The following is a 20,717-nucleotide window of genomic DNA, read 5'->3' as shown; positions in this document are numbered from 1 at the left end:
CTCAGGCGAACACCTGCAGGCTCTGCGGCGGCAGGGCCACCCAGATATCCTGCGAACCCAGGCGCGGCATGGCTTCGGGCGCCAGCTCCGCGAGCAGCGCATGGCCCGGCAGGGCTTCGAGCTCGAAGCTCATGCGGCAGCGATTGCCGAGGAAGGTGACTTCCCGAACCTTGGCCGGGAACAGGTTCTCCTCGTGCACCACCGGGTTGACGGTGATCGCCTCGGGCCGGCAGAACAGTCGGCCGCTGCTGACGGTGCTGGCGTTGTCGGCCAGGCGCATGTGCATGCCGCCGACCTGGGCGTGGCTATTGCTGCTGCGCTGGAACGGCAGCCAGTTGCCCTGGCCGACGAACTCAGCGACGAAGGGTGTCGCCGGCTGGTCGTAGATTTCCTGGGGCCTGGCGTACTGCTCGACCTGGCCGTTGTTCATCACGGCGATGCGGTCGGCCATCAGCATGGCTTCGTCCTGGTTGTGGGTGACCATCAGCGTGGTGATGCCCAACTGGCGTTGCAGCTGGCGCAGTTCAGTGCACAGGTGCTCGCGAACACGGGCGTCGAGGGCCGACATGGGTTCGTCGAGCAGCAGCAGCGAGGGCGACGGCGCCAAGGCGCGGGCCAGGGCCACGCGCTGCTGCTGGCCGCCGGAGAGCTGGCCGGGGTATTTCTTCTCACTGCCGGCCAGGCCCACCAGCTCGAGCATCTCGCTCACCCGCTGGCGCGAGGCCTCGCGGTTGCCGCCGGTCAGGCCATAGGCAATGTTGGCTTCAACGGTGAGGTTGGGGAACAGTGCGTAGGACTGGAACAGGATGCCGTAGTCACGGGCCTGGGGCGGCAGCTCGGAGATATCGCGGTCGCCGATGTACAGCGTGCCGCGGTCCTGGCGCTCGAGGCCGGCGATGCAACGCAGCAGCGTGGTCTTGCCGCAGCCCGAGGGACCGAGCAGACACACCAGCTCGCCAGCGGCGATGTCGAGGGACACGTTGTTGAGCGCGGTGAAAGCGCCAAAGCGTTTGTGGATGCCGCGCACTTTCATCTGTGCGCCCGGGGTGACGTGGTTCATGGCAGGTCCTCATCGAAGCGATGTGGGCCATGCTAGGCAGGCTGTGCGAAGGTTCCGTGGCGTTGGGGCAAAAGCCGGCGATAGTGGTATAGGCAGATTTTGTAGTGGCCTTGAGGGCCCTATCGCTGGCAAGCCAGCTCCCACAAAAGCAAGTCGGCGCCAACCCTGTGGGGGCCGGCTTGCCGGCGATGAGGCCGGTGCAACCAGTAGAGAACTGTCAGAATTGCGAACCCACCACCTCCTGCGCCACCCCCAGGAACGCCGCCGGCAACCGCGCCTGGCGCCGCTCCTTCAGGCAGTACAGGTACTCGTGCATCACCGGTGCGTCGTCCAGCGCCAGCACCCGCAGCTCGGGGTTATGCGGCACCTCATGTCGGGCAATGATGCTGATGCCAATGTTGCGCAGCACCGCCTCGCGGATCGACTCGCGGCTGCCTATCTCCAAGAGCGCCCCGGCTTTAACCCCGGCGTCCTGCATCATCTGCTCGGTGAGCTTGCGGGTGGTCGAGCCCTTTTCGCGCATCAGCAGGCAATGCCCGGCCACCACCTCGATCGACACCGCCTGGCGTTGGGCCAAGGGATGATTGCGGTGCACCGCCAGTACCAACGGGTCGGTGCCCAGCACCCGGCGTACCAGGCGTGCGTCTTCGAGCAATTGTGACGAGGCGGCGATATCCACCCGGTAGTCCTCGAGCATTTGCAGCACCTGCTGCGAGTTACCGATCTCCACCGCCACCTCCACTTGTGGCAGGCGCTCGCGGAAGATCTTCACCAGGTCGAGGATGTAGTACGGCGCGGTAGCGGCGATGCGCAGGCTGCCCTGAGCCTGGCCGCTGTTGCGCAACTCGAACTCGATTTCGGCTTCCTGTTGCAGCAGCGCCTTGACCATCGGCAGCAGGCGCACGCCCTCCTCGCTCAACACCAGGCGCCGGCCGCCGCGGTAGAACAACTCGACGTTGTACTGGCCCTCGAGGTTGCGGATCTGCGTGGTCACCGTGGGCTGGCTGAGCCCGAGCTTCTTCGCCGCCAGGGTGATGCTGCCCAGGCGGGCCACCATGTAGAAGGCTTTGAGCTCGGCGCTCAGCATTGGCAGAACCTCTTTTTCACGCCACAGGCGTTATTTGCGCAACAGGCGCAGACCGTTGAACACCACCAGCAGGCTCACGCCCATGTCGGCGAATACCGCCATCCACATGGTGGCCATGCCGGCGAAGGTGATAGCCAGGAAGATTGCCTTGATCCCCAGGGCCAACACGATGTTCTGGGTGAGGATCGCCGCGCTTTGGCGCGACAGCCTGACGAAGGCCGGGATCTTGCGCAAGTCGTCGTCCATCAGCGCCACATCGGCGGTCTCGATGGCGGTGTCGGTACCGGCGGCGGCCATGGCAAAGCCGATCTCGGCGCGGGCCAGGGCCGGCGCGTCGTTGATGCCATCGCCGACCATGCCGACACGATGCCCCTGGGCGTACAGGTTCTCGATGCTGGCGAGCTTGTCCGCGGGCAGCAGGTTGCCCTCGGCACGGTCGATCCCCACCTGGGCCGCAATGGCCTGGGCGGTGTGGGGATTGTCGCCGGTCAACATGACCGTCTTGATACCCAGCTCGTGCAGCTCGGCGATGGCCTGGCGGCTGCTGTCCTTGACCGTGTCGGCCACGGCGAACAACGCCAACGGGCCGGAGCGGTCGAGCAGCAGCACCACGGTCTTGCCCTGGCGCTCCAGCACATCCAGTTGCGCTTCCAGCTCCGGGGAGCACAGGCCGAGCTCTTCCACCAGGCGATGGTTGCCCAGGTGGTAGGTCTGGCCCTCGATATCACCGCGCACACCGCGACCGGCCAGGGCGGCGAACTCGGTGACTTCGCTCAGAACCAGATCCTGGCCCCTGGCGAACAGGGCGATGGCACCCGACACCGGGTGGTCGGAACGGGCGGCCAGGCTCGCGGCCAGCGCCTGGGCGCGCCCTTCGAACAGTGGGTCGAGCACCTTGCTGTCGGTCTGCACCGGCTTGCCGTGGGTAATGGTGCCGGTCTTGTCCAGGGCCAGGAAGTCCAGCTTGCGCCCGCCCTCCAGGTACACACCGCCCTTGATCAGGATGCCTTTGCGTGCCGCCGCGGCCAGGCCGCTGACGATGGTCACCGGGGTGGAGATCACCAGCGCGCACGGGCAGGCCACCACCAACAGCACCAGGGCACGGTAGATCCAGTCGAACCAGGCACCGGCCATGAACAGTGGCGGGATGAGCGCCACGGCGAGCGCTACCGCGAACACTACCGGGGTGTAGATGCGCGAGAACTGATCGACGAAGCGCTGGGTCGGCGCACGGGCGCCCTGGGCTTCTTCGACGGCCTTGATGATGCGGGCCAGGGTCGATTGACCGGCGGCGGCCGTGACGCGGTACTCCATCGCGCCGGCCTGGTTGATGGTGCCGGCGAACAGCTTGTCGCCGACCGACTTCTCGACCGGCAGGCTTTCACCGGTGATCGGCGCCTGGTCGACACTGGACTGGCCACTGACCACCTCGCCGTCCAGGCCGATGCGCTCGCCTGGGCGCACCCGCACCCGTGCGCCGATTGCCACCTCGCGCACCTCTACCTCGCGCCACTGGCCATCAGCCTGTTGCACGGTGGCCATGTCCGGGGCCAGCTGCATCAACCCGCCGATGGCATTGCGCGCGCGGTCCAGGGAACGGGCTTCGATCAGTTCGGCAACGGTGAACAGCACCATGACCATGGCCGCTTCCGGCCACTGGCCGATCAGCACCGCGCCGGTCACGGCGATACTCATCAGCGCATTGATATTGAGGTTGCGGTTTTTCAGGGCAATCCAGCCCTTCTTGTAGGTACCGAGGCCGCAGCCGAGGATGGCCGCCAGGGCCAGCGCGGCGACCACCCACTCCGGTGCCTTGCCGGAGAAGTGCACGATTTCGGCGGCGATCGCCGCAACACCGGACAGCGCCAGCGGCCACCAGCGTGTCTTGCTGGCCTGGGGCGCGCTGGCGGCGCCATCATCCTCGGCGGCCAAGGGTTCGGCCTTCATGCCCAGGCTATCGATGGCCCGCTCGATCTCGAAGGTGCCCTCGAGCGTATGGCGCACGCCGAGCACACGATTGATCAGGTTGAATTCCAGTTGCTCGATGCCGGCCAGCTTGCCGAGCTTGTCCTGGATCAGGGTCTGCTCGGTAGGGCAGTCCATGGCCTCGATGCGGAAGCGGCTGAGCTGCGCCTGGCCACTGGCCTTTTCGGTCAGTTGCACCAGGGCCGGGGCGCCCTTGCTGGCGCAGCAGCCGTGGGCGTGGGGCGCGTGGCCATGATCGAGGTCATGGGCGTGATCATGCTTGCGGTCGGGGCTGACAGGCTGGTTCATGGAATCATCCTTAACTGAGCGCTGGCCTCTGTAGAGATCCACAGAGTGGGTTGTTGCCAAGTGAACACCCTGTAGCCACTATAGGGTCAAGCCCTTTGCAGGAGATTTGCCATGAAGATCGGAGAACTGGCCAAGGCCACCGACTGCGCCGTGGAGACCATCCGCTACTACGAGCGCGAACAGCTGCTGCCGGAACCTGCCCGCAGCGATGGAAACTACCGGCTTTACACCCAGGCCCACGTCGAGCGCCTGACCTTCATCCGCAACTGCCGCACCTTGGACATGACCCTGGACGAGATCCGTAGCCTGTTGAACCTGCGCGACAGCCCCGATGGCTCATGCGGCAGCGTCAACGCGCTGATCGACGAGCATATCGAGCATGTGCAGGCGAGGATCGATGGGCTGGTGGCACTGCAGGCGCAGCTGGTGGAACTGCGGCAGCAGTGCAATGCGCAGGGGGCGGAGTGCGCGATCTTGCAGCAGTTGGAGACGAATGGGGCGGTGTCGGTGCCGGAGATCGAGCATTCCCATGTGGGGCGCAGCCACGGGCATTAGAGACTTGGGGCCGCTTTGCGCCCCCCCCACTTCCTTGAGTTAGACCGCCATCGGCGCCGTCATCGGCGCATGGTGCTCGTAGCCTTCCAGCCAGAAGTCGCTCGGTTCGATCTTCTCCAGCCACTCCGGCTCGTACTTGCCGGTCTCGGCAAACGCCGGCACGCGGTCGCTGATCACCAGCTTCGGTGCCGCCAGCGGTTCACGCTTCATCTGCTCGCCCAGCATATCCAGGTGGTTTTCGTACACATGGGCATCGCCGATGAAGTAGGTGAACCAGCGCGGGGTGTAGCCCGTCAGGCGGCCGAACAGCGACAGCAGCGCGGCACCTTCGGTGAGGTTGAACGGCGTGCCCAGGCCCAGGTCGTTGGAGCGGATGTAGAGGGTCAGGGAGATTTCCCGAGTTTCGACATTCGGGTGGAACTGGTACAGCAAATGGCACGGTGGCAGGGCCATCTCGTCGAGCTGGGCGCAGTTCCAGCCGTGGAACAGGATACGCCGGCTGCCCGGGTCGTTGGCGATGGTGTCCAGGCACTGGCGCACTTGGTCGATGGCCTTGTAGAGGATGACGAACGCCTGGCCGTCCTCCTCGTCCTGGGCGATACGGCGGAAACCGGCCTTCTCGGCCATCTCGATGGCGGCCGGGTTGCTCAGCGGGATACGCTTGTAGCCGGGCCACTGGCGCCATTGCACGCCGTAGATTTCGCCGAGGTCGTCATGCCCCTGGCGGAACGGGTTGGCCAGCCACTGGGCGTTTTCGTTGGCGTTCTGGTCCCAGACCTTGCAGCCCAGCTCGCGGAACTCGCCGGCGTTCTTCACGCCGCGCAGGAAGCCGACCATCTCGCCAATCGCCGACTTGAACGCCAGTTTGCGCGTGGTGATGGCCGGAAAGCCCTTCTGCAGGTCGAACTTGAGCATGGCACCGGGCAGGCTGATGGTGCGGATACCGGTGCGGTTTTCCTGCAGCGTGCCGTTGTCTATGACGTCACGGACCAGGTCTAGATACTGTTTCATGGCTTACCTGTAACAAGAACGGCAGGGGAGCGCCCCTGCCGTGGAAATCAGACGGTGGCCTTGGCCGACGGTTTACGGTTGTAGGCCCACCAGATCAGGAAGATGCCGCCGAGAATCATCGGTACGCAGAGCAACTGACCCATGGTCAACCAGCCAAAGGCGATGTAGCCGAGCTGTGCGTCGGGTACGCGCACGAACTCCACGATGAAGCGGAAGATGCCATAGAACAGCGCGAACATGCCGGAAACGGCCATGGTCGGGCGCGGCTTGCGCGAGTACAGCCAAAGGATGACGAATAATGCCACACCTTCGAGGGCGAACTGGTACAGCTGCGACGGGTGACGCGGCAATTGCGCAGGGTCACTGAACGGCGGGAAGATCATTGCCCACGGCACGTCGGTGGCCTTGCCCCACAGTTCGGCGTTGATGAAGTTGCCGATACGCCCAGCGCCAAGGCCGATCGGCACCAGCGGCGCGACGAAGTCCATCAGCTCGAAGAACGACTTGTTGTTGCGTTTGCCGAACCACAAGGCGGCGAGCATCACGCCGATGAAGCCACCGTGGAACGACATGCCGCCCTTCCACACCTCGAAGATCAGCGTCGGGTTGGCCAGGTACTGGTGCAGGTCGTAGAACAGCACGTAACCCAGGCGCCCGCCGACGATCACGCCCATCGACAGCCAGAACACCAGGTCGGAAAGCTTCTCGCGGCTCCAGGTGGGGTCGAAGCGGTTCAACCGGCGCGAGGCCAGCAGCCAGGCGCCGCCGATGCCGATCAGGTACATCAGGCCGTACCAGTGGATTTTCAGTGGACCGAGGGCCACGGCCACCGGGTCGATCTGCGGGTAAGGCAGCATTGTCTTTCCTCTAGGTTCAGATAAGGAAGCTGAGTCCGACGCAGAACAGCAGCGCGGCGAACAGACGCTTGAGCACGCGCGGCGACAGCTTGTGCGCCAGACGCGCGCCGTAGCGGGCGAAGAACATGCTGGTGGCGGCGATGCCGACCAGCGCCGGAAGATAGACGTAGCCCAGGCTGTGGGCCGGCAGGTGTTCCTCGTGCCAACCCAGCCACATGAAGCCCAAGGCACTGGCCAAGGCAATCGGCAGGCCACAGGCCGACGAAGTCGCCACGGCCTGCTGCATGGGCAGGCTGCGCCAGGTGAGGAACGGTACGGTCAATGAGCCACCGCCAATACCGAAAATGGCCGAGGCCCAGCCGATCACCCCGCCCGCGGCGGTCAAGCCGGGCTTGCCGGGAATGCCGCGGCTGGCCTTGGGCTTGAAATCCAGGGCCATCTGCGCGGCGATCACCAGGGCGAACACACCGATGATCTTCTGCAGCATCGGGCCCTGTATCAGCGAGGCGGTCTTGGCCCCGACCAACGCGCCGAGCAGGATGCCCACGGTCATCCAGGCGAAGATCGGCCATTGCACCGCGCCCTTGCGCTGGTGCTCGCGCACGGCATTGATCGAGGTGAAGACGATTGTCGCCAACGAGGTGCCGACCGCCAGGTGGGTCAGCACCGAAGGGTCGAAGCCCTGCAAGGTGAAGCTGAACACCAGCACCGGCACGATGATGATGCCGCCACCGACGCCGAACAGCCCGGCCAGCACGCCGGCGCAGGCGCCCAACAGCAGATAGAGAGCGAATTCCATTCGTGGCCCCAGTGGAAAACAATCTGGCATGGTAACGGAAGCCACGCCCGGCGCTCTAGTGAACTCTGTGTCAGATGGTGGATAGCGGCCGGCGGCGCGGGTAGAGTGGCCGAAAACACAGGGGACAACCTATGTGCCTGATCGTATTCGCCTGGCGGCCGGGGACAGCCCGACCACTGATCGTCGCGGCCAACCGTGATGAGTTCTACGCGCGGCCGACCCAGGCCCTGGGCAATTGGGAGGACGCCCCGGGCGTGCACGCCGGGCGTGACCTGGAAGCCGGTGGCACCTGGCTGGGTGTCGGGCCGAACGGGCGCTTTGCGGCGCTGACCAATATCCGTGATCCACGCCAGCCGTTGGGGCCACGGTCCCGCGGTGAACTGGTGGCGGCCTATCTGCAGGGCGAACTGGGGGTCGAGGCCTATCTGGACCAGGTGGCCAGCCGCAGTGACCAGTACTCGGGGTTCAACCTGCTGGTCGGCGATGGCGAGCGATTGGGCTACCTGCATGCCCGCGAGCCGGCACCACGCCTGCTTGAACCGGGGGTGTACGGGCTGTCGAATGCCGGACTGGATACGCCGTGGCCGAAGCTGCTGAAGGCTCGCAGCGGGCTTGAGGGATTGCTCGAGAACGCTGACCCACAGCAGCTACTGACGCTGCTGGGCGATGCACAGCCCGCACCGGCCGGCGAACTGCCCGAGACCGGCGTGGGGCTGGCCACCGAGCGGCTGCTGTCGAGCGTGTTCATCGCCAGCCAGAACTATGGGACGCGGGCGAGTACGGTGCTGATTGTCGATGACCAAGGCCGGCGGCGCATGATCGAACGCAGTTTCGGGCCGTTTGGTGGGCATCTGGGCGAGGTTAGCCTGGAGATCTGATTAGACCTCATCGCGGGGCAAGCCCGCTCCCACGGGCTCGCACCAACAGCTTTGCTTCGGAGCCCGCGATGAGGTCGGTACAGGCGATCAGAGGGTCTTGTTCGGCCCGATCATCCGCGCCAGCCCGAGATTCTTCAGCGCCAGCTGCAACGAGCTGTGGATAACCTGCGGGTTGTCATGGCTCATGGCGTCGGCCAGCAGCTCCCTGGCCTTGCTCAGGTTGATCTGGCGCAGCATCCACTTCACCTTCGGCAGGTTGGTGGCGTTCATCGACAGGCTGTCGAAGCCCATGGCCATCAGCAGGATCGCCGCAGCCGGATCACCGGCCATCTCGCCGCAGATACTGACGGGCTTGCCTTCCTCGTGGGCCACGCTGACCACCGTCTGCAGGGCCTGCAGCACCGCCGGGTGCAGATAGTCGTACAGATCGGCGACCCGTGGGTTGTTGCGGTCCACGGCCAGCAGGTACTGGGTGAGGTCGTTGGAGCCGACCGAAAGGAAATCGACCTGCCGCGCCAGTTCGCGGGTCTGGTACACCGCGGCGGGGATCTCCACCATCACCCCTACCGGCGGCATCGGCACATCGGTGCCTTCGTCACGCACTTCGCCCCAGGCGCGGTGGATCAGGTGCTGGGCTTCTTCAAGCTCATGGATGCCGGAAATCATCGGCAGCAGGATGCGCAGGTTGTTCAGGCCCTCGCTGGCCTTGAGCATGGCGCGGGTCTGCACCAGGAAGATTTCCGGGTGGTCGAGAGTCACACGGATGCCGCGCCAGCCGAGGAACGGGTTTTCTTCCTTGATCGGGAAATACGACAGCGACTTGTCGCCACCGATGTCGAGGCTGCGCATGGTCACCGGCAGCGGATGGAACGCCTGCAACTGCTCGCGGTAAATCGCCAGCTGCTCCTTTTCGCTGGGGAAGCGCTGGTTGATCATGAACGGTACTTCCGTGCGGTACAGACCCACGCCCTCGGCGCCGCGCTGCTGGGCGCGGGCCACATCGGCGAGCAGGCCGGTGTTGACCCACAGCGGCATGCGGTGGCCGTCCGGGGTGATGCACGGCAGTTCGCGCAGGGCATCGAGCCCCTTGGCCAGCTGGCGCTCTTCCTCGACCACGTCGCTGTATTGCTTGCGCAGCACTTCGCCGGGGTTGGTGAAGACTTCGCCCTTGTAGCCGTCGACGATCATCTCGATGCCATCGGCCTTCGAGTAAGGCAGGTCGACCACCCCCATGACCGTGGGGATACCCATGGCCCGGGCCAGGATCGCCACGTGGGAGTTACCCGAGCCGAGTACCGACACCAAGCCCACCAGCTTGCCCTCCGGCACCTCGCCGAGCATGGCGGGGGTCAGTTCTTCACTGACCAGAATGGTGTTGTCCTGGTAGACCAGTGACTGCGAACGGGCCTCCTGCAGGTACGCGAGCAGGCGCCGGCCCAGGTCCTTGACGTCCGATGCCCGCTCGCGCAGGTAGTCGTCATCCATCAGCTCGAAGCGATTGACGTGTTCGCCGACCACTTGGCGCAAGGCGCCCTGGGCCCACTGGCCGGTCTTGATGACCTCGACCACCTCGCCACCAAGGGCGGCGTCCTCGAGCATCATCAGGTACACGTCGAACAGCGCACGCTCTTCGGGACGCAACTGGGTGGCAAGCTTGGCCGACAGCTTGCGCATGTCCTCGCGCACGCCCTCCAGGGCATTGTTGAACAGCTTGAGTTCGTTGTCGATGTCCTCGACAGTGCGATCCGGCACCACCTCCAGGTCGGCGGGCGGCAACATCACCACCGATCGACCGACTGCGGCGCCCGGAGAACCCGGCACCCCGACGAAACGGGCTTCCTGGATGCCCTTGCCCTGACGGCCCAGGCCACGGATCGAACCCGTCGCCTCGGCGTGGGCGATAACCCCGGCGAGCTGCGCGCTCATGGTGACCAGGAAAGCCTCTTCGCCTTCGTCGAACTGGCGGCGCTCTTTTTGCTGGATGACCAAGACACCCACCACACGGCGGTGGTGAATGATCGGTGCGCCGAGGAAGGAAGCGAATTTCTCTTCGCCGGTTTCAGCGAAGTAGCGGTAACGGGGGTGGTCGGCCGCGTTCTCGAGGTTCAGTGGCTCCTCGCGGGTACCCACCAGGCCGACCAGGCCTTCATTAGGGGCCATGCTGACCTTGCCGATGGAACGCTTGTTCAGGCCCTCGGTGGCCATCAGCACGAAGCGGTTGGTGTCCGGGTCAAGCAGATAGACGGAGCAGACCTGGCTGCCCATCGCCTCCTTTACGCGCAAGACAATGATACCCAACGCCGTCTTGAGATCTTTGGCGGAGTTCACTTCCTGGACGATCTTGCGCAGCGTATTGAGCATGGCTCGGGGTCGGACTCCGTCGTCAGTCGCGCGTCAGCAGGCGCGGGGCTAGCTCTTTCAGTGCGCGGCGGTACACCTCGCGCTTGAATGTCACCACCTGGCCCAGCGGATACCAGTAGCTGACCCAGCGCCAGCCATCGAATTCCGGCTTGCCGGTCAGGTCCATGCGCACCCGTTGCTCGTTGCTCACCAGGCGCAACAGGAACCACTTCTGTTTCTGGCCGATACACAGCGGCTGGCTGTGGGTGCGCACCAGGCGCTGGGGTAAACGATAACGCAACCAGCCACGGGTGCAGGCAAGTATTTCCACATCCTGGCGTTCCAGGCCCACTTCTTCGTTCAGCTCGCGGTACAGGGCATCTTCCGGCGTTTCATCAGGGTTGATGCCACCCTGGGGAAACTGCCAGGCATCCTGGTTGATCCGCCGAGCCCATAGCACCTGCCCGGCATCATTCGTGAGAATGATCCCGACATTGGGGCGAAAACCATCCGGGTCGATCACGGCAGCAACCTCGCAAACGCATGTCGCCGCATTGTTCCACAAAGCCTGAGCGCGCAGCAACGCGCCCGCCAAGCTTATCTGCGGCGAGGTGAAGACTGCGTATTGAGCGAGCGTCGCCACACCGGGCGTGGCACTGGTATACCGGGTTTGCGTGAAGGCAAGGTGACGCGACTGCGTCAGCCTCTCGCGGGGCCAGCCCGCTCCCAGAGTTTGCCAATGGGAGCAGGCTGACGAGTGTCATCAGACCGGCTTGGCGCCCATCAGGCCGGCGATGGACAGGAAGCACACACCGCTGAACACCGCCAGCGCCAGGGTGAACTTCAAGCCTACGACTTCGGCCTTGCGCAGCCGGTTCAGGCGCGCCACCAGCCACCACACGGCGAACGCGCCAAGGGTATAGATGACGCTGGAGGCCAGCACCCAGGTCTGCCCCAGCGGCCAGCCGACCAGGTGCACCAGCCACCAGCCGGTGAACGGCATGCTAAGCAGGCACAGCCCCATCAGCAGCCAGACGAACACCAGCGGCCGGCGCAACAACTTGCCGTAGGCCTCGCCATCGCCCTTGCGCCGGGCATGCCAGGTCCAGCCCGCCAGGCCCAGGGCGCCAAGCAGCAACAGGGCCGTGGCGAGGATGTGCAGGGTCTTGAGGGTGGTCAGGTGTTCCATGTGAAAATCATCCTTCAGCAGGCTTTTTCGCTTTCGGCCTCATCGCGGGGCAGGCCCGCCCCCGCGAGGTGAAGCGTGTTCAGCCCAAGAATAGCCGGTAAGCCGGGTTCTCGGTCTCGTCCCAGTATGGATAGCCGATCTTGGCCAAGGCTGCCGGCACCAGGTGACGCTCCTCCTCCGGCACCTGCAGGCCCGCGACCACGCGCCCGTCGGCGGCGCCGTGATTGCGATAGTGGAACATCGAGATGTTCCAACGCCCGCCCAGCTTGTTGAGGAAGTTGAACAGGGCACCGGGCCGCTCCGGGAACTCGAAACGCAGCACCATCTCATCGCTGGCCCCGGCCGAGTGGCCACCCACCATGTGACGGATATGCAGCTTGGCCAGTTCGTTGTCGGTCAGGTCGGTGACTGGGAAACCTTGCTCCGTCAGCTGCTGTACCAATGCCGCACGCGGGTCGGTTTCCGGGTGAGTCTGTACGCCGACGAAGATGTGCGCCTCGTCGGAGGTGTGCTTGCGGTAGTTGAATTCGGTGATCTGGCGCTTGCCGATGGCCTCGCAGAAGGCCTTGAAGCTGCCAGGGCGCTCGGGGATGGTCACGGCGATGATCGCCTCGCGCTTCTCGCCCAGCTCGGCGCGCTCGGCCACATGCCGCAGGCGGTCGAAGTTGACGTTGGCGCCCGAGTCGATGGCTACCAGGGTTTGCCCGGCCACACCCTTGAGCTCGACATACTTCTTGATTCCGGCAACGCCGAGGGCACCGGCAGGTTCGGTGATCGAGCGGGTATCGTCGTAGATATCCTTGATTGCGGCACAGATCTCGTCAGTGCTGACGGTAATGACCTCGTCCACGTGGTGGCGGCAGATATCGAAGGTGTGCTGGCCGATCTGCGCCACCGCCACGCCGTCGGCGAAAAGCCCGACCTGCGGCAGCACCACGCGCTCACCGGCGGCCATGGCGGCCTGCAGGCAATTGGAATCGTCCGGTTCGACGCCGATGACCTTGATTTCCGGGCGCAGGTATTTCACGTAGGCGGCGATACCGGCGATCAGACCGCCGCCGCCGACCGGCACGAAGATCGCGTCTAGCTGGCCCGGGTGCTGGCGCAGAATCTCCATGGCCACCGTGCCCTGCCCGGCAATGGTGTGTGGGTCGTCGTAGGGGTGGATGTAGACGAAACCTTTCTCCTCCACCAGCTTCAGCGAGTAGGCCAGCGCCTCGGGGAAGCTGTCGCCATGCAACAACACCTTGCCACCACGCGAGCGCACGCCTTCGATCTTGATTTCCGGGGTGGTCTTGGGCATGACGATGGTCGCCTTGATACCCAGCTCCCGCGCCGCCAGTGCCAGGCCCTGGGCATGGTTGCCGGCCGAGGCGGTGACCACGCCACGGGCCAGCTCCTCGGCGCTCAGTTGCGCCAGCTTGTTGTAGGCCCCGCGGATCTTGAACGAGAACACCGGCTGCAGGTCCTCGCGCTTGAGCAGCACCGTGTTGCCCAGGCGCTTGCTCAGTTGCCCGGCAGTGTGCAGCGGGGTTTCGACAGCAACGTCGTAGACGCGCGAGGTGAGGATCTTCTTGACGTACTGTTCGAGCATCGGAAAGCATCACTGGGCCGCGGGACAAGGGCTGGGAGTCTACCGCAGCGCCACGTCGGGCGACCACAGCAAAGCCGCCGGAGCCGTTATACTAGGCAACTTTCGATATCCGCCCTGCCCCTCCCGGAGCCCGCATGACCCAGGACCAACTCAAACAGGCCGTCGCCCAGGCCGCCGTCGACCTCATCCTGCCAAAGCTGGATGAAAAAAGCGTCGTCGGCGTCGGCACAGGCTCGACCGCCAACTTCTTCATCGACGCCCTGGCCCAGCACAAGACCGCTTTCGACGGCGCCGTCGCCAGCTCCGAAGCCACTGCGCAGCGCCTGAAGGGCCATGGCATTCCGGTCTACGAGCTGAACAGCGTCAGCGAGCTGGAGTTCTACGTGGACGGCGCCGACGAGAGCGATGCCCACCTCAACCTGATCAAGGGCGGCGGCGCGGCCCTGACCCGCGAAAAGATCGTCGCCGCAGTGGCCAAGACCTTCATCTGCATCGCCGACGCCAGCAAGCTGGTGCCGGTGCTGGGTGCCTTCCCGCTGCCGGTCGAGGTCATTCCGATGGCGCGCAGCCACGTGGCGCGCCAGCTGGTCAAGCTGGGCGGCGACCCGGTCTACCGCGAAGGCGTGGTGACCGACAACGGCAATGTCATCCTCGACGTGCACAACCTGCAGATCACCAACCCGGTGGAGCTGGAAAGCCAGATCAACGCCATCGTCGGCGTGGTTACCAATGGTCTGTTCGCGGCGCGACCGGCGGATGTGCTGTTGTTGGGTACCGCTGAAGGCGTGAAGAGCCTGAAGGCCGAGTAATCGCCAGCGAGAGCTGCGCCCTCGAATCGCTGGCAAGCCAGCTCCCACAGGGTCCGCGCTGCCTTGTGGGAGCTGGCTTGCAAGCGAGCACCGGCGAAGCCAGTGCCATTCTCAACCCATCAAGGCTGCTTGAACACATAGAACAGGTTCGGCTCACTGACTAGGTAGATGGTCCCGGCGTCATCCATCGCAATCCCCTCAGCCTGTGGCACGGTCTGCTTCAACCCCTGGAACCCCTTGCGCAATGACAAGGTACTCAGCGGCCGCCCCTTCACATCAAGCTCCAGCACCAGCCGCGACTCGTCGGACAGCGCCAGCAGATGCCCGCTGCGTTCGTCGAACTGCAGGCTCGATAGATCCCTCACGAACAACCGCCGGTCACGCTTGCGATCCTGCACCACATGCACGGCATAGGGTTTGTCGGGATTGTCGTGGGGAAAGCCGTGCACCTCGTAGATCATCATCGGGTCCCGTTCCTTGGCCACGAACAGGCGCTTGCCTGCCGAGTCGTAGGCCAGCCCCTCGAACCCCTTGTTGCCATTCAGGCCTATGCCCAGGGACAACTGCTCTGCGTCGGCGGCATCGAGAAACAGGGTGTCATCGTCCAGGCGCACACGAATCAGCCGCTGCTGACGCTCATCGGTGATCACATAGCTGTTGGGCCCGACATACTCCACCGCCTCGGGGTCACCGAAGCCGGTCAGCGGAACACGGCGCAGGATACGGCCATCCAGCGACAACTCGATCAGCTCCGACCGGGCGTTGGTGACGGTGAACAGGCTCTTGCGGTCGGGATCATAGGTCAACGCCGAGATGTCGTCGTCCAGGCCCTCGACAGGCCTGGCCTCAAGCACCACCTGGTAACGATCCAGGCCGATGCTCTGCTCGGCCGGCTGCCACCAAGCCTTGAGGTTGAACCAGCCCCGCTCGAACAAGCGGAACTCATGCCCGGCAGCCCCCAGCACGAGCAGGCAGACAAACACGAAGAAGACGAAGATCAGGCGAACGTGGCGGCGCATGCGGGCGGACTCGGCAATAGGAGCGCGTAGCTAACCACTATCAACTGAAGCAAAGCTTAATGCCACCATCAGAAATGTCTGATCGGTCAGTTCTTTTTGAAGCGATAGAACAGATTCGGCTCGCTGACCATGTACAGGTTGCCCTGGTCGTCCATTGCCACTCCCTCGGCCCGGGGAATGGTGTCAGCCAGGCCATTGAACCCGCCCAGCAGGGTCATGAAGCTGACCTGCTCACCTTTTTCGTCAAGCTCGAGCAGCATGTTGGAGTCTGCCGACAATGCCAGCAGATGCCCCGTGCGCGGGTCGATACCCAGCGCGGACAAGTTGCGCAGGTCCAGTTCGTCGCTGGCCAGCGGCTGCTTCTCGCCCTTCAGCGGGCTACGGCCATCAGTGCCCCAAGTGAACATTTTGGGCGGACGCTCGGCGCCGATGACCAGGCGCTGGCGCATCAGGTCCCAGGCAATGGCTTCAAAGCCCTTGTTGCCCTCATCCGCTTCACCCAGGTCATGGGACTGGTAGTCGGCACGGTTCAGCGAGGTGGTGGCGGCATCCACCTTGACCAGCGTCAGGTCATGGTTGCGCTCGTCGACGATGGCGATCTGGCCATCCTCGAGTATCGCCACGCCTTCCGGATTGGACCAGCCCACCAGGGGGATCTTGCGCAGCACATCGCCATCGAGGGTGAGCTCGACCAGGAACGGGTGCTTTCCCATGACTGCGAACAACGACCGGGTGTGCGGGTTGAACGCCAGGTCCGACGCCTCGTCACGCTCCATACCAGGCAACGGCTTGGCATCGATGTCGACCACGTAGCTGGGCAGCCAGATGCTTTCCTGGCGTTCAGCCTGGCTTTCGAAACCTTCCTTTATCCACAGCAGGCCGCGGTCGTCCCAGTGCATGGCCGAGATGACGCCATAGCCGATAACCGCTGCTGCTGCCAGGCCGAACGGCCAGCGCCGGTAGAACGGGCGCTTGGGGGACACGGAGGCGCGGGAAGGAAAGGGCATGCAAGGGTCCTGAGGGTAGGCGTAGGTTCGCGCATTATCCGCAAAGGGTGTGAAAAAACGGTAAACGTCTCTGCACTTTTTGTAGGAAAGGCGCGAACCTGTGGGTCAGAGCACCCGGCTCTCGAACCGGCTGACACCTGGAAGCTCCAGCACCAGCTCGTCACCAACCTCGAACGGCCCCACGCCCGCCGGGGTGCCGGTGAGGATTACATCACCCGCCTGCAACGAGAAACACGCGGCCATATGCTGGATCATCGGGACGATGGGGTTGAGCATCATCGCGCTGTTGCCGTCCTGGCGCACCTCGCCGTTGATGGTCAGGCGTATGCCGATGTCCTTCACGTCCTCGAAAGCCCCTGCCGAGACGAACGGCGGCAGCACGCAAGCACCATCGAAGCTTTTGCACAGCTCCCACGGCAGGCCCTTTTCCTTCAGCTTGCTCTGCAGGTCACGCAGGGTGAGGTCCAAAGCCGGGGCATAGCCGGAAATGGCGTCGAGCACCTCTTCCTCGGTCGGCTTGGTCGACAACGGCTTGCCCAGCAACACCGCGATTTCCGCCTCGTAGTGCACCGAGCCACGCTCGGTCGGAATCTTGAAACCACCTTCCAGGGGCACCACGCAACTGCCGGGCTTGATGAACAGCAGCGGCTCGCTGGGGATGGGGTTGTCCAGTTCCTTGGCATGCTCGGCGTAGTTGCGGCCGATGCACACCACCTTGCCCAGCGGGAAGTGGATGCGCGTGCCGTCTACGTACTGGTGCTGGTAACTCATGGCCGACTCCTGTGAACACTGCTTTTTATTCGGGAGCGAAGATCTTACCCGGATTCATGATGCCGTTCGGGTCGAACACCGCCTTGATCGCCTTCATGCAGGCGATTTCTTCCGGTGAGCGGCTGTAGCCCAGGTAATCGCGTTTGGTCATGCCCACGCCGTGCTCGGCGGAGATCGAGCCGTTGTAACGCTCGACGATCTCGAACACCCACTTGTTGACCTTGGCGCAGGAGGCGAAGAAGTCATCCTTGCTCATATGGTCGGGCTTGAGGATGTTCAGGTGCAGGTTGCCGTCGCCGATATGGCCGTACCAGACCACCTCGTAGTCGGGATAATGCTCGCCGACGATGGCGTCGATGTCGCGCAGGAACGCCGGCACTTTCGAGACGGTGACAGAGATGTCGTTCTTGTACGGTGTCCAGTGGGAGATGGTCTCGGACAGGTACTCGCGCAGCTTCCACAGGTTCTTCAGCTGGGTGTCGCTCTGGCTCATCACCCCGTCCAGCACCCAGCCCTGCTCGACGCAGTGCTCGAAGGTGGCCAGGGCTTCGTTGGCCACCTCATCGGTGCTGGCTTCGAACTCCAGCAGGGCATAGAACGGGCAGTCGGTTTCGAATGGCGCGGGCACATCACCCCGGGCGAGGATCTTGGCCAGGCCCTTGTCGGAAAAGAACTCGAAGGCGGTGAGGTCGAGCTTGCCCTGGAAGGCGTGCAGCACTGGCATGATCGCGTCGAAGTCAGGCGTGCCCAGCACCATCGCCGTAAGGTTGCGCGGCGCACGGTCCAGGCGCATGGTCGCCTCCACCACGAACCCCAGGGTGCCTTCGGCGCCGATGAACAGTTGGCGCAGGTCGTAGCCGGTGGCGTTCTTGATCAGGTCCTTGTTCAGCTCGAGCAGCTCGCCCTTGCCGGTGACCACCTTCAGCCCGGCCACCCAGTTGCGGGTCATGCCGTAGCGAATCACCTTGATCCCGCCGGCATTGGTGCCGATATTGCCGCCGACCTGGCTGGAACCGGAGGAGGCGAAGTCCACCGGATAGTACAGCCCCTGATCCTCGGCGAACTGCTGAAGCTGCCGGGTTACCACGCCCGGCTGGCACACGACGGTTCTATCGAACTCATTGAAGGCGAGGATCTGGTTCATGTAGTCGAAGGCGACCACCACCTCGCCATGGGCGGCCACGGCAGCGCCCGACAACCCTGTACGCCCGCCCGATGGCACCAAGGCGACCTTGTGCCGGTTGGCCCAGCGCACGATGGCCTGGACTTGCTCGATGGTTTTAGGGAAGACGATCGCGCTGGGCGCTGGCGGGTAGTGCTTGGTCCAGTCCTTGCCGTAGGCATCGAGCGAGGCTGGGTCGGTGAGGACCTTGCCAGGGTCGACCAGGGTCATCAGTTCATCAATTACCACGGACTGGGTCATCGCTGGAACTCTCGACTTATTCATAGTCACCCTGAGCACGCTTCACCTGTCGGGATGGGCTCAGATTGTGTCGCGTATGCTAGCATAGCCCTCCCGCTGTTCGTGCTAAGGCCGACGCCGCGCCGCTTCACCCCCCTCGCCATTTTTCTCCGGGATACAGGTTTACGCAGATGAGCAAGACTTCTCTCGACAAGAGCAAGATCAGGTTCCTTCTTCTTGAAGGCGTCCACCAGAATGCGGTGGATATCCTCAAGGCTGCCGGGTACAGCAACATCGAGTACCTCACTGGCTCGCTGCCGGATGCAGAGCTGAAGGAAAAGATCGCCGATGCCCACTTCATCGGCATCCGCTCGCGCACCCAGCTGACCGAAGAGGTCTTCGACTGTGCGAAGAAACTGGTTGCGGTCGGCTGTTTCTGCATCGGCACCAACCAGGTCGACCTGAGCGCGGCCCGCAACCGCGGCATCGCGGTGTTCAACGCACCGTACTCCAACACCCGTTCGGTGGCCGAACTGGTGCTGGCCGAAGCCATCCTGTTGCTGCGCGGCATCCCCGAGAAGAACGCCTCCTGCCACCGCGGTGGCTGGATCAAGAGCGCGGCCAACTCCTTCGAGATCCGCGGCAAGAAACTGGGCATCGTCGGCTACGGCTCGATCGGTACCCAGCTGTCGGTGCTGGCCGAGGGCCTGGGCATGCAGGTCTACTTCTACGACCCGCTGACCAAGCTGCCGCTGGGCAACGCCACCCAGGTCACCAGCCTGAACGAACTGCTGGGCCTGGCTGACATCGTCTCGCTGCACGTTCCTGAGCTGCCGTCCACCCAGTGGATGATCGGCGAGAAGGAAATCCGTGCGATGAAGAAAGGCGCGATCCTGATCAACGCCGCCCGTGGCACCGTGGTCGAGTTGGACCACCTGGCCGCCGCGATCAAGGACAAGCACCTGATCGGCGCCGCCATCGACGTGTTCCCGGTCGAGCCACGCTCCAACGACGAAGAGTTCGAGAGCCCGCTGCGCGGCCTGGACAACGTGATCCTGACTCCGCACATCGGTGGTTCCACCGCCGAAGCCCAGGCTAACATCGGCCTGGAAGTTGCCGAGAAGCTGGTCAAGTACAGCGACAACGGGACCTCGGTGTCGTCGGTCAACTTCCCGGAGGTCGCGCTGCCGGCCCACCCGGGCAAGCACCGCCTGCTGCACATCCACGAAAACATCCCGGGCGTGCTCAGCGAGATCAACAAGGTGTTCGCCGAGAACGGTATCAACATCTCCGGTCAGTTCCTGCAGACCGACGAAAAAGTGGGTTACGTAGTCATCGACGTCGATGCCGAGTACTCCGATCTGGCCCAGGAAAAACTGCAGCATGTGAAGGGCACTATTCGCTCGCGCGTACTGTTCTGAGTTTGCCGGCTGCATGAAGAAGGGAGGCCCTGGTGGCCTCCCTTTTTCGCTGTTGCGATCTTGTAGGAGCGGCTTCAGCCGCGATCACCCGCGAAAGCGGGTGCCAAGCACCGCGGTATCTAGTTCGCGATTGAAGTCGCACCTACAGGTTCAGCATCACTTGACGTTGACGGTGATCTTCTGCGACTCGACGCTCGGTTTGAACGGCACGTGATACTTGTCGCCCAGCACAAGTTGCAGGGTGTGCTTGCCTGGGGTGAGGGTGATGGTCGCCTCGGTCTGCGCCTTGCCGAAGTGCAGTACTTGCGGGCCGGCCGGCAGGGGGGCGTTGTTCTCCGGCATCAGGCTGGTCGGCAGCGGCATGTCGGCGACCGGGGCCTTGTCCACATCCACCAGCAGGTGGTGATGCCCAGTGTGCGGGGTCTGGTCACCCGCTGGCTTGAGGCCCATGCCCTCGATACCGAACTTGACGGTGAAGGTCTTGTCGACCGTGGCCCCGTCGGCGGGGGAAACGATGAAGACCTTGGCGCCCTGCGGTGGCTGCTGGCTCTTCAGCGCATCCGCAGCACTGGCGAACACCGACGCCCCCATCAGCAGACCGGCAACGGCAGCACGCGAAAATAGGCTTTTCATTCACTTCTCCT

Annotated in this window: 19 protein-coding genes; 4 read left to right on the top strand and 15 right to left on the bottom strand. The window is 64.0% G+C overall.

The annotated features are described in order from the left end of the window. Nucleotide 1: 1 nt before the first annotated feature. From C3F42_RS19165 to C3F42_RS19155, 3 genes are all read right to left on the bottom strand, one after another. On the bottom strand, nt 2-1,060 hold the full coding sequence (locus C3F42_RS19165; protein ID WP_094010979.1) for a putative 2-aminoethylphosphonate ABC transporter ATP-binding protein: 1,059 nt from the start codon (nt 1,058-1,060) through the stop codon (nt 2-4). A gap of 217 nt (nt 1,061-1,277) precedes the next feature. Then, complete coding sequence (locus C3F42_RS19160) at nt 1,278-2,147, bottom strand: LysR family transcriptional regulator (RefSeq protein ID WP_094010978.1); 870 nt, start codon at nt 2,145-2,147, stop codon at nt 1,278-1,280. A 30-nt stretch (nt 2,148-2,177) separates the two neighbouring features. Continuing rightward, the gene (locus C3F42_RS19155; RefSeq protein ID WP_104444760.1) at nt 2,178-4,421 is read right to left on the bottom strand and encodes a heavy metal translocating P-type ATPase; all 2,244 of its coding nucleotides are present in this window, start codon (nt 4,419-4,421) and stop codon (nt 2,178-2,180) included. A gap of 111 nt (nt 4,422-4,532) precedes the next feature. Here C3F42_RS19155 and cadR point away from each other — a divergent pair, with 111 nt between their 5' ends. Further along, the gene (gene cadR, locus C3F42_RS19150) at nt 4,533-4,976 is read left to right on the top strand and encodes a cadmium resistance transcriptional regulator CadR (protein WP_023630699.1); all 444 of its coding nucleotides are present in this window, start codon (nt 4,533-4,535) and stop codon (nt 4,974-4,976) included. Between the two features lie 39 nt (nt 4,977-5,015). Here the strand turns inward: cadR and C3F42_RS19145 are convergent, their stop codons facing one another. Genes C3F42_RS19145 through C3F42_RS19135 form a run of 3 tightly spaced genes read right to left on the bottom strand, consistent with a single transcriptional unit; the run spans nt 5,016 to nt 7,643 of the window. Continuing rightward, nucleotides 5,016-5,987 (bottom strand): thymidylate synthase, encoded by a 972-nt coding sequence (locus C3F42_RS19145; protein ID WP_023630700.1) that lies wholly within the window; start codon nt 5,985-5,987, stop codon nt 5,016-5,018. A gap of 47 nt (nt 5,988-6,034) precedes the next feature. Then, on the bottom strand, nt 6,035-6,844 hold the full coding sequence (gene lgt / locus C3F42_RS19140) for a prolipoprotein diacylglyceryl transferase (protein WP_023630701.1): 810 nt from the start codon (nt 6,842-6,844) through the stop codon (nt 6,035-6,037). 16 nt (nt 6,845-6,860) lie between these two features. Further along, nucleotides 6,861-7,643, bottom strand: a complete 783-nt coding sequence (locus C3F42_RS19135) for a sulfite exporter TauE/SafE family protein (protein WP_104444759.1) — start codon at nt 7,641-7,643, stop codon at nt 6,861-6,863. A 131-nt stretch (nt 7,644-7,774) separates the two neighbouring features. Between C3F42_RS19135 and C3F42_RS19130 the strand changes: the two genes are divergently transcribed. Then, the gene (locus tag C3F42_RS19130) at nt 7,775-8,521 is read left to right on the top strand and encodes an NRDE family protein (RefSeq protein ID WP_104444758.1); all 747 of its coding nucleotides are present in this window, start codon (nt 7,775-7,777) and stop codon (nt 8,519-8,521) included. A gap of 87 nt (nt 8,522-8,608) precedes the next feature. On the opposite strand, the gene ptsP is transcribed toward C3F42_RS19130, so the two are convergent. From ptsP to ilvA, 4 genes are all read right to left on the bottom strand, one after another. Then, nucleotides 8,609-10,882, bottom strand: a complete 2,274-nt coding sequence (ptsP, locus tag C3F42_RS19125) for a phosphoenolpyruvate--protein phosphotransferase (protein WP_046853769.1) — start codon at nt 10,880-10,882, stop codon at nt 8,609-8,611. 22 nt (nt 10,883-10,904) lie between these two features. Continuing rightward, the gene (locus C3F42_RS19120; RefSeq protein WP_028688498.1) at nt 10,905-11,384 is read right to left on the bottom strand and encodes an RNA pyrophosphohydrolase; all 480 of its coding nucleotides are present in this window, start codon (nt 11,382-11,384) and stop codon (nt 10,905-10,907) included. 240 nt (nt 11,385-11,624) lie between these two features. Then, nucleotides 11,625-12,050: a DUF2269 family protein gene (locus C3F42_RS19115; RefSeq protein WP_104444757.1), complete on the bottom strand. Its 426-nt coding sequence runs from the start codon at nt 12,048-12,050 to the stop codon at nt 11,625-11,627. Between the two features lie 79 nt (nt 12,051-12,129). Beyond that, on the bottom strand, nt 12,130-13,644 hold the full coding sequence (gene ilvA, locus C3F42_RS19110; protein WP_038706999.1) for a threonine ammonia-lyase, biosynthetic: 1,515 nt from the start codon (nt 13,642-13,644) through the stop codon (nt 12,130-12,132). Nucleotides 13,645-13,778: 134 nt separating this feature from the next. Between ilvA and rpiA the strand changes: the two genes are divergently transcribed. Continuing rightward, nucleotides 13,779-14,453 carry a ribose-5-phosphate isomerase RpiA gene (gene rpiA, locus C3F42_RS19105; protein WP_038707000.1) on the top strand — a complete coding sequence of 225 codons (675 nt, stop codon included), beginning with the start codon at nt 13,779-13,781 and terminating at the stop codon, nt 14,451-14,453. 119 nt (nt 14,454-14,572) lie between these two features. Here the strand turns inward: rpiA and C3F42_RS19100 are convergent, their stop codons facing one another. From C3F42_RS19100 to C3F42_RS19085, 4 genes are all read right to left on the bottom strand, one after another. Continuing rightward, nucleotides 14,573-15,472, bottom strand: a complete 900-nt coding sequence (locus tag C3F42_RS19100) for an SdiA-regulated domain-containing protein (RefSeq protein WP_094010973.1) — start codon at nt 15,470-15,472, stop codon at nt 14,573-14,575. An 86-nt stretch (nt 15,473-15,558) separates the two neighbouring features. After that, the gene (locus tag C3F42_RS19095; protein ID WP_104444756.1) at nt 15,559-16,479 is read right to left on the bottom strand and encodes an SdiA-regulated domain-containing protein; all 921 of its coding nucleotides are present in this window, start codon (nt 16,477-16,479) and stop codon (nt 15,559-15,561) included. A gap of 105 nt (nt 16,480-16,584) precedes the next feature. Next, entirely contained in the window at nt 16,585-17,250 is a 666-nt protein-coding gene (locus tag C3F42_RS19090; RefSeq protein WP_046853765.1) for a fumarylacetoacetate hydrolase family protein, read from the bottom strand. Between the two features lie 25 nt (nt 17,251-17,275). Continuing rightward, the gene (locus C3F42_RS19085) at nt 17,276-18,673 is read right to left on the bottom strand and encodes an FAD-binding oxidoreductase (protein WP_094010971.1); all 1,398 of its coding nucleotides are present in this window, start codon (nt 18,671-18,673) and stop codon (nt 17,276-17,278) included. 170 nt (nt 18,674-18,843) lie between these two features. Here C3F42_RS19085 and serA point away from each other — a divergent pair, with 170 nt between their 5' ends. Continuing rightward, the gene (gene serA / locus C3F42_RS19080; RefSeq protein ID WP_023629826.1) at nt 18,844-20,073 is read left to right on the top strand and encodes a phosphoglycerate dehydrogenase; all 1,230 of its coding nucleotides are present in this window, start codon (nt 18,844-18,846) and stop codon (nt 20,071-20,073) included. A gap of 156 nt (nt 20,074-20,229) precedes the next feature. Here the strand turns inward: serA and C3F42_RS19075 are convergent, their stop codons facing one another. Next, entirely contained in the window at nt 20,230-20,706 is a 477-nt protein-coding gene (locus C3F42_RS19075; RefSeq protein ID WP_094010970.1) for a DUF4399 domain-containing protein, read from the bottom strand. Nucleotides 20,707-20,717 lie beyond the last annotated feature (11 nt).

The organism is Pseudomonas sp. PONIH3, from assembly GCF_002934345.1.
GTDB lineage: Bacteria > Pseudomonadota > Gammaproteobacteria > Pseudomonadales > Pseudomonadaceae > Aquipseudomonas > Aquipseudomonas soli.
The sequence above is the reverse complement of the archived record's forward strand: the minus strand, read 5'-3'. Positions and strand labels throughout refer to the sequence as shown.